This is a genomic window from Neobacillus driksii (genome assembly GCF_013409995.1).
Taxonomy (GTDB): domain Bacteria; phylum Bacillota; class Bacilli; order Bacillales; family Cytobacillaceae; genus Neobacillus; species Neobacillus driksii.
Map to the genome: position 1 here is coordinate 88199 of NZ_JACCBX010000016.1, position 12705 is coordinate 100903.

The following is a 12705-nucleotide window of genomic DNA, read 5'->3' on the forward strand; positions in this document are numbered from 1 at the left end:
CAGAATATTTAGTAATTACCATTAAATAGTAACAAGCCTAAGCTTAATATGTAAGTAACTTATGTACTAGCTGATTATAGACAAAAAGTAGGATTTTAAAATCAGGATTACTTACATCAAGTGTGTAAAAAGTAGAATATTTCTTTTAAAAAAAGAAAAGCCCATTCCTCATCGGAACGGACTTTTTCAGCTATATCTCTGACCCGGTACCCAATCTGTTGGTTTATCGAGTGGTCTTATGTCATCGAGTGGGACAAATACCTCTAAATGCCTGTACAAGTTGGCGAACTCTGCGGGCAGCAAGCCACCGAATTCACCATCAAGATTCAATTGTACCTTTTCATTAGAATGTACTTTTATCCGGCTCGCTTTTGCATAAATGACATTGGGATCATTCACATGCTCACCGCGGATGGCCAAGGTTGCAACTCGAATAAACTCGGCCAAATTAATTTTTTTCAAGATAAGCAATGAAAATAGACCATCATTAATCGATGAATCTGGAGCAATCTTTTCAAATCCTCCGATAGAATTGGTCAGCCCTACAAGGAATAACATCGCTTCCCCTTCAAAAAGCTTGCCATCATACTCAATACTTATATCCGAAGCTTTAATGGAAGGAAGCATTTCCATCCCTTTTAAGTAGTAAGCAAGCTGCCCAAGCATCGTCTTAAGTTTACTTGGAACCTCGTATGTAAGCTCCGTGATTCTACCCCCACCAGCGATATTAATAAAATAACGGTCATTGATTCGGCCAATATCCACTGGAATCCGTTCACCTTTGGTGATAATATCGACCGCTGCGCCGATATCTCTTGGTATATGGAGAGCTCTTGCAAAATCATTCGTTGTGCCCGCTGGAATAATTCCTAATTTTGGCCGGAACTCCTGCTCAGCAAGTCCGTTGACGACTTCATTTATGGTACCGTCACCTCCAGCAGCAATAACAACATCATATTGTCGTTCAACTGCTATCCGAGCGGCTGATGTTGCATCACCTTCACCCGTCGTTGCATGGCAAGAGGCCTCATAACCGGCAATCTCGAGTTTCTCTAGTATATCCGCCAGATGGCGCTTAAGGATTTCCCGCCCTGAAGTAGGATTATATATTAATCGTGCTCGTTTCATATTCATCATCCTATTTTTTGTAATCAATAAATGGCAGCTGATGGACCTTTTCTATATTCTACCAATTTACCCCTTGGCTTACAATTATTAACCTAAGCAACAAATATTAGTCTGTCCATAACTCTGCCGACTACTATCATACCCTTTTTTTATTTTTTTGCAAAAAAATAAGATGTGAACTAATTCGAATTTAAACTAACATAAGGAGTATTGGTGATAGTAATACCATACGTGCCCTCACCTGATTGGTATACAGCGTCTACTCCTTCAACATTTGGATCCACCTTTTCGGTTATCTTCCATGCTCCATCCTTACTATTTGCTTCAGTTATTCCAAGTGCTGCAATATTCAAATTACCATCTTCAACAACCTTTATATTTAGTGAAGAGGCACCATTTATACTCCAGTTATTCTCAAGATTCCTTGGGTTTAACGTAATCTCATTTCCGTTTCCAATTACCTCAAGTTTCACACCTTTTGGGATAAGAATGGTTGAGGCAACTTCTTGATGACTATAAAACGGTCCCACTTCATTCGGAAGTGTCTTTACATTTATAAAAAGAGTATCTCCTTTTTTGTTTGCATGCACATATTCATCCGCAGTTGTTAGGAGCTTTTTCTTTTTCGTTGTCTGTGTTCGGTACGTACCAAACATTGACACTTCCTTTTCATCCGTTGCTTCGATCGTTGTTTGGTAACCTACGGTTCTTAAGACAACACGTTTTATGCTGTCATCCACCTGGTGATTAAAGTCTGGCAGTTCAAAAGACATCTCTTCCCTTGCAACCACTTCCTCCACTTTTCCCATAACCCCCGTTGCACTAAGGGTCGCAAACAGTATCCCTACCATACCTAGCAATCCAACAAAGAGGATACTGACAAAGTCATATTTTAAAAGAGGCTTCTCCTGCCTCGAGAAAAATAAGTAGAGGAGAATTTCAATCCCAAGAACGATTAACAAAATGGGCCACCAAGCCGACATCACATGAACTAGATCCAATCCTAAAAAGCGTGAGAGGGAAAGGAAGAGGCCAAGTAAAACGAGTGAGGCCCCCATCGAAAACGTACCAACACGCCAAGTTCTCATGCCTGTTCCTCCTTTCCTTTTCTAAAAATAATCCCAATTCCTGCACCGATTAAGAGGACTCCTGCTAGTGTGTTTTTCCACCGTTTCATGATCTCTTTTCCTCCCTTTTATGCTTGCTGCCTGATAAAAGCTTAATGCCGCCGCCAATTAACAGCACACAAACAATCCCCGTTTGAAAATAACTTTGTATCCAGTACATTAAATCGATTTGAATGATATTTGAAAGCATCGGGGCAAACACAGGAATGACCACATTCATAAATAGGTAATAAACCCCCAGCACGACTAGACCAATTCCAACCCACTTTTGATGATTAATTAAGTAAGAAATAATCGGAACATCCTCAATCTCTTCCTCACCGTATCTGGAAACCTTTTGCATAGCGTCAAAAAAGCTATAAAACCAGATTATCGGTATCAAGAACAAGAAAATACCAAGACGTAAAATATCTAATATATAGATTGAAAATAGGAAAGCCGCCATTAACTGAATACCGCGTTTTTGTAAACCGAGATAAAGGTGCCCTGCACCCGGGAAAATTGAAAGAAAGGTGGCAATAGATTTGCTCTTTTTTCCATCTTCTCTACGTGTTTCAAAGTCTTCGAAAATGGTTCGGTCTATCAGTTCCTCGCCACGCTGTTTCTTGTTTAATTGCTGAACGGAATCAAAAAAACCATACACCCAGATGATTGGCAAACCTGCTAAGAAAACAAGAAACTCTGAACGGCTGCTAAGAGCCGTTATGAAAATCACCATAACACCAAGGCCTAAAAATGCTGCTAACAAGGTGAGTCCTCGGTTCATCAGTCCCAGCTGAAAGTGACCTAATCCGGGGACAAACGATAGCACAATTGTATAAAATCGCTCTGAGTCTTGTGTAGCCTGTGCGGAAGGGCCATCAGGATTAGCTGCTGCCAATGCCCTCTTCTGTTTCGAAATTTTTAGGCCCAGATCAATAAAACTAACTAAATAAACGAAGATACCCACCATAAAGCATAGTACAGCTACTTCATTATTGTTGGTAGCTAACCCAATGACGGTAATGAATGCTAAACCGACCACAGACATTAAATAAAACACACCCCGAACCATGTTGCCGTAATACATATGACCGAGGCCTGGGAAAAGCGATAGGGTTAACGCTTTGGTTGAACTTTTCATTTCTTATTTGCCTCCTTTTTTTCTAGTGAGTCCATCCATGCAAATGTTTTGTCAATAACGCCTTCTGTCACTGTAAGCTTTTTCTCCTTACTATGCGGAGGAGCCTCTACTGCACTTGCGTATGTGGCAAGTGATTGAAACACCCCTGAAAAAGTAAGCAATAGTGTTGCAGCAGCTGCAATTAAATAGTGAAAAGATGCCTGTTGGAAGAATGGCTTTTTCGTTTTTATCGGCTGTTTCAAGGTGGGCTGTATCTCTGTGAACTCTTTTTGTTTAGAAACCTCAGTCATCACCAGGTCAGTAAAGTCAATCTCATTTGAAAGAACAGGAAGTGATGATTCATGTTCTGAGACAGCTTTTAAATAATCCTCTAGACATTGGTCGCATGTATATAAATGACTTTCAAATTCCTCTCGGGTCTTGACGTTAATTTCGTCTTTCACATAGCTCAACCACTCATCATAACTGTAATGCTTCATGAAAAATCTCCCTCCTTCCAATTCTTTTTCATCCAAACCCGTGCCCTGTAAAGTTTTGTTTCAATTGTTTTCACCTGTACATTTTGTTCTTCAGCCATCTGCTGATAACTTTTTTCCGCTATATAGAAACCATAGATAACATCTCGATAATTTTCGGGAAGCTCATCCAGTCTTTTTCTTACTAGCCTTACCCTTTCCTTAACAATCAGTTCCTTCTCAACACCATCCTTTGGAGTGCCAAGTGCCTCTTGCTCCAAAGCCTCCATCACTTCTTCTTTTCTTCGTGCTTGCTTTCTCTTTATATCGATGGCATGATTAACGGCTATTCTGGTCATCCAAGTCTTAAAGCCTTGATTTTCATATTGGGAGAGAGAGGAATATATTTTCATAAATACTTCCTGAGCGGCATCTTCTGCTTCCTTTTGATCACGAAGAACAGCAAAGACGGTCCGGAACACATCATTGCGGTACTTTTCAACCAAAAGGCGAAAGGCATGGTCACTGCCATCCATTACTTTTTGTATTAATACTGAATCACTAATCGCTCTCTCCCCCTTTCTATCTGACCTTCACCATAATAGACGAGATGATATTTACAAACCCCTACAGTTTTTTTAAAATTTTTTCTTCAGATAAAATAGTAGCATAAAAGAGTCAATTACTGGATTTATGTGCCGACATATACGTGCCAAAAGAAGGGTCCATGCCTCATGCTCATCGGTTAAGGACTAATCCTCCTAGAGGCTCATGTGATTTGTCCTTAAGACCCCCTATTAAGGACGAATCTTTCTTAGTAGCTCGTTCGATTTGTCCTTAAGACCCCACATTAAGGACGAATCTTTCTGACGGCCCGGGCGATTTGTCCTTAAGACCCCCTTTTAAGGACGAATCTTCTTAGTGCCTCGTGCGATTTGTCCTTAAGACCCCCTATTAGAGACGAATCTTTCTAGTGCCTCGTGCGATTTGTCCTTAAGAACCCCTATTAGAGACAAATCTTTCTAGTGCCTCGGGCGATTTGTCCTTAAGACCCCCTTTTAAGGACGAATCTTTCTAGTGGCTAGTGTGATTTGTCCTCGAGACCCTCGATTCGAGAGCACCAATCGTGTGAAAACAGCATTTAAAAATCAAAAGACGTGCGGTAGACCCGCACGCCTTAGGTATATCTATTCTTGCAGCCTTAAAATACAAACATTACATTCATGTGGAATTACAAAGGAATCCTGGTCAGATAAAGTATAGGTTAAATCCTGTAGTGCTTTTTCCCTTTCGCCTGAGTCTAACCCTGCAAGCCAGGAGATGGATTCCACCCTTTCTACCCAAGTCTCCTGGGTAAAAGCAACGTTATAGTTAAGGCTATAAAAATCACTTACCTTGAATCCATTGGTCTGCCATTCATCGAACCACTCAGCAGGAAAGCCGTTAATCCTCTGGCTGGATTCAGACTTTGTCCCTGCTGGTTTAAGTCCACCACTCACATATTTTGATAAAACCTCATATGTCTTTTCAACCACTGATGGTCCTTCAAGAAACCCAGAATCTATAACGATTAGTGTCCCTTTTGCTTTTAATATCCGCTTTATTTCTGCAATTGCCTTTTCACGGTCAAACCAGTGCCAGGCACGCATAACTGTTACCATATCAAACTGAGAATCATCTAAACCAGTATTCTCAGAACTGCCATGCAGATAAGGAATGTTATAATTTTTTGACTTATTTAACTCCACTGCATATTGTAGCATTTCTTTTGATGGATCTACCCCAGTAACATCTGCTTTCCTCATAGCGATTTTTCTTGTTAAGGATCCTGTCCCACAACCAATATCCGCAACCTTTTTCCCATCAAGAAAAATACCTCGGACATAAAGACTATCCATTAAACTTACGGGAATATCTTCTCTTGTTTTCGCATAACTTTTAGCAACTTGACCAAAATCTATCTGTTCCATTCTAGTCGCCCCTTTAATATTTCCTATTTAAGGAATTATTAAAATAATACCATTGAAGTATGGTAAAATGCTATTGTTATAGAAGATATTCTGGCAAAGGAATGATGATATGCTTTGGCTGCTGCTCCTTTCCTCCTATTTGATTGGAAGCATTCCGACTGCGCTAATTGTGGGCAAGCTAGTTTACGGTATTGATATTCGTGACCATGGCAGTAAAAATCCTGGTGCCACCAACACATTAAGGGTACTTGGTAAAGGATCTGCGATTATCGTGGTTCTTGTTGATATTGGTAAAGGAGCACTTGCTGCTTACTTGCCAGTATATTTCAACCTTGATGTTGAACCACTTTACTTTGGCCTGCTGGCTGTAGTAGGACATTGCTTCCCTATTTTTGCTGGTTTTCGTGGTGGAAAAGCGATCGCTACTACTGCCGGAACCTTAGCAGTAGCAAATTTCCCTCTAGCTGTAATTGCGTATGTTACCTTCTTTTTAATCATTTTTATAACAAAGTACGTATTTTTCGGCTCCATCTCAGTTGGTCTCAGCTTATTGGTTTACTCTTTCATTTCTCCTGAACAAAATTTTGAACTTATTTTTCTATTTTTTACTTTTTTTCTGATTTATCTTCACCGCTCTAATATTCGTAACCTCATCTTGGGAATTGAACCGAAAATAAATGATAAAAATCTTATCAATGAGCGTATTCCTCCAAAAAACAGTAATTTAAAAATGTAGAAGAAATCCCTGGCCAATGGCCAGGGATTCTTTAAATTTTACAGAAATGCGGTCATGATACTGTTTGCAACAGTTTGCCAAACCGATGAGTCAGTCTGATAAGATTGACCGAGACGTTTATATAAAGCCATTTGCTTATCCTGGAATTCCGGAGCGTCCTTATCAGGCAGTTCTGCACGGCCTTTTTCTACAAGCGCTTGCATTTCAGGGGCACGTGGTCCCCAAACTCCCACTTCATTTCCTTCTTGATCGATGAAAATAAAAATAGGAATCGCTCTTGAGGTGCCATTCGTTAAATATTGGTCCATTAGTTCAAGGTTCTGGTCCCGCAGAACAAAACGAACTTCCATTCCTGCAGCTTCAGCCAATCTAAGCAAAACTGGATTGTTAAGCATGGCGTCGCCGCACCAATCCTCTGTCAGAACAATGGCACGTAGTTTTTTTGACTGGACTGCTTCAAGTTTCTTTTTAACATCTTCAGTTAACTCAAAGCGATCATAAATAGAAGTCATTTCTTCTTTATTCCGAGTCATTGAGCTTATGTATTCATCTTTCGTTAAACCCTTTTGAAACCAAGCATTTAATTCCAAACTAAACACTCCCTTCTATTTCCTTTATCATAGCCGTTCCATTTCTTCGTTACAAATAAAAGGAATTATATCTTTTATACTGGTATTCCAAGTGTACTTTAACCTATTTTAGGAAAGTAAAAAAATACTAGTGGATATAGTTATATCCAGTTGATAGAATATTTTATATATAGAAAATATTATTGTAATTATTTTTTATCATAATAAAGGGGGAAAAAGTATGTCTAATGAAACACTACAACTTGTTTCGATTGGAATTTACCTTGCGATGATGCTTTTTATTGGTTGGTATTCTTATCGTAAAACAAGCAATCTAACAGACTATATGCTTGGAGGGAGGTCACTAGGACCAGCTGTCACAGCATTAAGCGCTGGAGCTGCAGATATGAGCGGCTGGCTATTAATGGGACTGCCAGGAGGAATCTATGTAACGGGTTTAGCAGACGCATGGATTGCGATTGGTTTAACCATTGGAGCATACCTGAATTGGTTATTGGTCGCACCTCGACTTCGTTCCTATACTCAGGTGGCAAACGATTCTATAACCATTCCAAGTTACCTAGAAAATCGTTTTAAAGACAACACCAAACTCTTGCGGATTGTATCCGGTATCGTTATTCTGATTTTCTTTACGTTCTATGTTTCTTCAGGTTTAGTATCGGGAGCAGTCTTTTTTGAAAGTTCATTTGGAACAAGCTACCTTACAGGACTTTTAATTGTTGGTGGTGTTACCATCGCCTATACATTATTTGGCGGATTTCTTGCTGTTAGTTACACCGACTTTATCCAAGGATTAATGATGCTGATTGCCCTTCTTCTAGTTCCGGCGATTGGGATTTTTAGTGTAGGGGGGCCTGCAGAAACGTTTGATACGATTCGTGCTATTGACCCAACATACCTTGATTTCTTTAAAGGAACAACGACTTTAGGGATTATTTCTGCAATGGCTTGGGGACTTGGTTATTTTGGCCAGCCGCATATCATTGTGCGTTTCATGGCCATTACAACGATAAAAGAAACAAAAAGTGCCCGCCGCATTGGAATGGGCTGGATGATATTCTCGCTGCTAGGTACCATCTTTACTGGATTCATTGGAATTGCTTACTTCCATAATAATCCTCAACATGTATTAGAGAATCCAGAGGCAGTATTTATTGAACTAAGTCAGATTCTATTCCATCCCTTATTCGCTGGTTTTGCTTTAGCAGCCATTCTTGCAGCGATCATGAGCACCATTTCATCACAATTAATCGTTACATCAAGTGCACTAGTGGAAGACTTATACAAAGTAGTCATGAACAAAAAGGCTTCAGACAAACACCTTGTTTTCTTAGGAAGAATGGCTGTTCTTTTAGTAGCAGTTGTTGCTGCCATCCTGGCTCTTGATCAAAACAGCACCATTCTAGACCTAGTCGCATATGCATGGGCAGGTTTCGGAGCTGCATTTGGTCCTATCATTATTCTAAGCTTATTCTGGAGAAAGATGACCAACTGGGGTGCTCTTTTCGGTATGATTGTGGGCGCTATAACCGTTATCGTATGGAAAAACGTTGGACTCGGTGACAGACTTTACGAAATCGTACCTGGTTTTGTTTTTAACTTAATCGTTTCTTATATCATCAGCTTACTTACGTATAAGAATAATGAAGACATTGAAAAAGAATTTAATGAAAGTGTCAGCTTATTAAAAAAGGAATAGAACTTTTCTGAAATGCCTGGGTAGCAAATCCAGGTATTTTTTTATCTATCAGTCTGACAATTTCTCCTTATTCCTTGTTAATCAATCGTTTGATTAGTTTTAATTGACCACTTACTATTAAAGGTTTCTACCTTAAAAAACCGTAGAATGATGTCATTTAACTAATCATTTGATTAAATAACGGGGAAATGCCTAAACGAAGGGCTTTCTACACAAATTGTAGTAAACATATTGTCGATTTAACAGCCCAATTCTTATAGATTATCATTTTGCCTGACGAGTTAGGAACGATTCGACATTGTTCCCAGCGTCACTATTAATCAAACGTTTGATTAAAATAGGCTTCAACCCTTAATATTAAAAGCTTTTCCTTAAAAAAGGGATGAAAGATGTCGACTAATCAAACGTTTAATTAGTTTGCCTCAATCCCCATGTTGAATGAGTTTCCTGGGAAATCTTTAGAAATTATTTGTCGAGATATTTTCGACAAAAAAACTGGCAGAATGAAATCTGCCAGCGTGGGATTTATCGTTTGCTTAATTCCTGATTCAATAATTGATTTACTACTTGTGGGTTTGCTTGTCCCTTTGTTGCCTTCATTAGCTGCCCAACGAGGAAACCAACTGCCTTATTTTTACCATTTTTAAAATCTTCAACGGATTGAGGATTTGCATCGAGAACTTCAGAAATGATTTTCAACAGTGTTCCTTCATCTGAAATTTGTACGAGCCCTTTTTCCTTTACAATTTTCTCAGCATCGCCGCCGTTTTCAATCAACTCTTTGAAAACCGTCTTTGCAATTTTGGAAGAAATCGTTCCGTTTTCGATAAGCTTAATCATACTAGCTAATCCTTCAGGTGTTAAAGCGATTTGATGAAGTTCTTTCCCCTCAGCATTCAGGTAAGCAGAAACATCACCCATAATCCAGTTGGAAGCCAATTTCGCCTCTGCTCCTGCAGCTACTGTACCTTCAAAGAAATCAGCCATTTCTTTCGTTACAGTTAGTACCTTGGCGTCATAGACAGGTAATCCCAGCTCCTCCACATAGCGCTTTTGACGCTGATCTGGGAGCTCCGGAATTTCAGCCGCAATTCTTGCTTTCCATTCCTCATCAATAAAGATATCGAGTAAGTCTGGCTCCGGGAAGTAACGATAATCATCCGATCCCTCTTTTACACGCATAAGTAAGGTAGCGCCTGTCGCTTCATCAAATCGGCGTGTCTCTTGATCGATTTTTCCGCCGTTAGAGACAACTTCACGCTGTCTTTTCTCTTCAAATTCGAGCCCTTTTCGGACAAAATTGAAAGAGTTTAAGTTCTTCAATTCTGTCTTGGTTCCAAACTCTTCTTGTCCAACCGGACGAATAGATATATTGGCATCACATCGAAGCGAGCCTTCTTCCATCTTACAATCTGATACTCCAGTATATTGGATAATCGACTTTAATTTTTCAAGATACGCATTGGCCTCATCAGGTGTACGGATATCCGGTTCTGATACAATTTCCACAAGCGGTGTTCCCTGGCGGTTATAATCCACTAATGAATAACCACTACCGTGACTGAGTTTCCCTGCATCTTCTTCTAAATGAATCCTTGTGATTCCAATTCGTTTTGTATAGCCGTTTACTTCAATTTCAATCCAGCCATGCTCCCCAATTGGCTTATCAAATTGAGAAATCTGATACGCCTTCGGATTATCTGGATAAAAATAGTTCTTACGGTCAAATTTCGTATGAGTGGCTACCTGGCAATTCAAAGCCATTGCTGCCTTCATTCCGAATTCCACTGCTTTTTTATTCAGGACCGGCAGTACACCGGGATAACCAAGGTCAATTACACTTGTATTTGTATTTGGCTCTGCACCAAAATGGTTTGGGCTTGCCGAAAAGATTTTCGAATCCGTTTTTAACTCAACATGAACTTCTAGACCAATCACTGTTTCAAACTCCATTTTCTTCACCCCCTATAGTCCTGGCTTTTGTTTATGATAATCTGTTGCTTGTTCAAATGCATGTGCGACACGGTAAATGGTCTTTTCATCAAAATGCTTGCCGATGATTTGTAAACCTAGCGGCAATCCGTTATCAAATCCACAAGGGACAGAGATTCCTGGTACCCCTGCTAGATTAACGGGAATTGTCAAAATATCATTCACGTACATTGTTAATGGGTCATCGATATTTTCACCAATTTTAAACGCAGGCGTCGGAGTTGTTGGACCAATGATGACATCATATTTTTCAAAAACATCTTCGAAGTCCTTTTTAATTAAGGTACGGACTTGCTGTGCTTTTTTATAATAGGCATCGTAATAACCTGAACTCAATGCAAAGGTACCGAGCATGATACGGCGTTTTACCTCATCACCAAAACCTTCCGCTCTTGATTTTTTATATAAATCAAGTAAATTATCGGCATTCGGTGTCCTATAGCCATAGCGGACGCCGTCAAAGCGGGCTAGATTTGCCGACGCTTCCGAAGAAGACAGCAAATAATAGGCTGCTAATGCATACTTAGAATGCGGCAAGGAAACCTCTTCCCAAACTGCTCCTTGTTTTTCAAGCACCTTTAAAGCATCCAGCACCGACTGGCGAACCGTTTCAGTAACACCCTCGCCTAGATACTCTTTAGGTACAGCAATTTTCAACCCTTTTACATCACCAGTTAATGCAGACACGAAATTCGGTACATCAACATTGGCTGATGTGGAATCCATTGGATCTAATCCGGATATAGCTTGGAGGAGATAGGCATTATCTTCAATTGTTCTGGTAATAGGACCGATTTGATCAAGGGAAGATGCAAATGCAACTAACCCGAAGCGGGATACACGTCCGTAGGTCGGCTTTAATCCTACTACTCCGCAAAATGCAGCTGGCTGTCGGATAGATCCCCCTGTATCGGAACCTAATGAAAATAGCACCTCACCTGCAGCCACCGAAGCAGCAGAACCGCCTGAAGAACCGCCTGGTACTCTATCAAGATCCCAGGGATTGCGCGTCTTTTGGTAGTGTGAATTTTCATTTGAAGAGCCCATCGCAAACTCATCCATATTTAACTTTCCAATCGTTACTGTTTCTTGCTGCTGCAGCTTTTGAACTACGGTAGCATCGTAGATGGGATTAAAATTTTCAAGAATTTTACTAGCACATGTTGTCCGAAGTCCTTTTGTGACAATATTGTCTTTAATGCCGATTGGCATTCCAAATAACAAGTTACTTGCGGGATTGGCGTTAAGCTTCACATCCAGTGAATTTGCTGTTTGTCTCGCCTTCTCTTCGTCCAATGTTAGAAAAGCTTGTACCTTGCCATCCACCTGAGCAATACGTTTATACGACTCATCAACGAGATCTGCCACTTTTAGTTCTTTTTTATGTAAAAGTTCATGTAGATCTGAAACTTTATAATCAAATAAGCTCACGTTTTCCTCCTTACTCCCCGATAATTGCAGGAACTTTAATTTGTCCATCCTGATGATCAGGTGCATTTTTTAATACTTCTTCACGTGGCAATCCCTTTTCCTTACTGTCCTCTCGGAATACATTTTTCATATCGAGTACATGATAAGTCGGTTCAACATTTGTCGTATCCAGTTCATTCAACTGTTCTGCAAATGTAATAATGGCGTCCAGTTGCTTTGTGAAGATTTCAGCTTCTTCCTCTGATATTTCTAACCTCGCTAGGTTAGCGACATGCTTAACCTGCTCGTTTGAGATTCGTGTCATTTTTTTCAATCCTCCAATCCCTTATGTCTTAGTTAATTTACTATTGATAATACCAGACTTTTCCGCTTCACCGCAATGATTCCCTCATCAGTATTGGCATATTACGTTCTTTTTAGATTGGTAGCCACAAAAAAAAGGAGCATTTTGCTC

The 12705-nt window shown here is 39.9% G+C and carries 13 protein-coding genes; 2 read left to right on the top strand and 11 right to left on the bottom strand.

Going from position 1 to position 12705, the window contains the following annotated elements; translation table 11 throughout:
• Positions 1-186: 186 nt before the first annotated feature.
• The 7 genes from F4694_RS27290 to F4694_RS27320 all read right to left on the bottom strand — a co-directional run bounded on the left by F4694_RS27290 (position 187) and on the right by F4694_RS27320 (position 5803).
• Positions 187-1128 (bottom strand): diacylglycerol kinase, encoded by a 942-nt coding sequence (locus F4694_RS27290; protein ID WP_179603069.1) that lies wholly within the window; start codon positions 1126-1128, stop codon positions 187-189.
• A gap of 179 nt (positions 1129-1307) precedes the next feature.
• Positions 1308-2216: a hypothetical protein gene (locus tag F4694_RS27295; protein ID WP_179603070.1), complete on the bottom strand. Its 909-nt coding sequence runs from the start codon at positions 2214-2216 to the stop codon at positions 1308-1310.
• Positions 2213-2305: an LPXTG cell wall anchor domain-containing protein gene (locus F4694_RS27300; RefSeq protein WP_179603071.1), complete on the bottom strand. Its 93-nt coding sequence runs from the start codon at positions 2303-2305 to the stop codon at positions 2213-2215. Before F4694_RS27300 ends, F4694_RS27295 begins: the two co-directional genes overlap by 4 nt.
• Positions 2302-3378, bottom strand: a complete 1077-nt coding sequence (locus F4694_RS27305) for a hypothetical protein (RefSeq protein ID WP_179603072.1) — start codon at positions 3376-3378, stop codon at positions 2302-2304. Before F4694_RS27305 ends, F4694_RS27300 begins: the two co-directional genes overlap by 4 nt.
• On the bottom strand, positions 3375-3857 hold the full coding sequence (locus F4694_RS27310) for an anti-sigma factor (protein WP_179603073.1): 483 nt from the start codon (positions 3855-3857) through the stop codon (positions 3375-3377). Before F4694_RS27310 ends, F4694_RS27305 begins: the two co-directional genes overlap by 4 nt.
• On the bottom strand, positions 3854-4369 hold the full coding sequence (locus F4694_RS27315; protein ID WP_179603074.1) for a sigma-70 family RNA polymerase sigma factor: 516 nt from the start codon (positions 4367-4369) through the stop codon (positions 3854-3856). Before F4694_RS27315 ends, F4694_RS27310 begins: the two co-directional genes overlap by 4 nt.
• A 651-nt stretch (positions 4370-5020) precedes the next feature.
• The gene (locus tag F4694_RS27320; protein WP_179603075.1) at positions 5021-5803 is read right to left on the bottom strand and encodes a class I SAM-dependent methyltransferase; all 783 of its coding nucleotides are present in this window, start codon (positions 5801-5803) and stop codon (positions 5021-5023) included.
• Positions 5804-5912: 109 nt separating this feature from the next.
• Here F4694_RS27320 and plsY point away from each other — a divergent pair, with 109 nt between their 5' ends.
• Positions 5913-6539, top strand: coding sequence for a glycerol-3-phosphate 1-O-acyltransferase PlsY (plsY, locus tag F4694_RS27325; RefSeq protein WP_179603076.1), 627 nt, complete (start codon positions 5913-5915; stop codon positions 6537-6539).
• A 38-nt stretch (positions 6540-6577) separates the two neighbouring features.
• Here plsY and F4694_RS27330 read toward each other — a convergent pair whose 3' ends face one another.
• Positions 6578-7129 (bottom strand): thioredoxin family protein, encoded by a 552-nt coding sequence (locus F4694_RS27330; protein WP_179603077.1) that lies wholly within the window; start codon positions 7127-7129, stop codon positions 6578-6580.
• 220 nt (positions 7130-7349) lie between these two features.
• Between F4694_RS27330 and putP the strand changes: the two genes are divergently transcribed.
• Positions 7350-8828: a sodium/proline symporter PutP gene (gene putP, locus F4694_RS27335; RefSeq protein ID WP_179603078.1), complete on the top strand. Its 1479-nt coding sequence runs from the start codon at positions 7350-7352 to the stop codon at positions 8826-8828.
• A gap of 525 nt (positions 8829-9353) precedes the next feature.
• On the opposite strand, the gene gatB is transcribed toward putP, so the two are convergent.
• The 3 genes from gatB to gatC are packed head-to-tail and all read right to left on the bottom strand — an operon-like array spanning position 9354 to position 12555.
• On the bottom strand, positions 9354-10781 hold the full coding sequence (gene gatB / locus F4694_RS27340; protein WP_179603079.1) for an Asp-tRNA(Asn)/Glu-tRNA(Gln) amidotransferase subunit GatB: 1428 nt from the start codon (positions 10779-10781) through the stop codon (positions 9354-9356).
• A gap of 12 nt (positions 10782-10793) precedes the next feature.
• A complete protein-coding gene (gatA, locus tag F4694_RS27345) occupies positions 10794-12251 on the bottom strand; it encodes an Asp-tRNA(Asn)/Glu-tRNA(Gln) amidotransferase subunit GatA (protein ID WP_179603080.1) in 1458 nt (485 codons plus the stop codon).
• A 10-nt stretch (positions 12252-12261) separates the two neighbouring features.
• Positions 12262-12555, bottom strand: a complete 294-nt coding sequence (gene gatC, locus F4694_RS27350) for an Asp-tRNA(Asn)/Glu-tRNA(Gln) amidotransferase subunit GatC (RefSeq protein ID WP_179603081.1) — start codon at positions 12553-12555, stop codon at positions 12262-12264.
• Between the last annotated feature and the right edge of the window lie 150 nt (positions 12556-12705).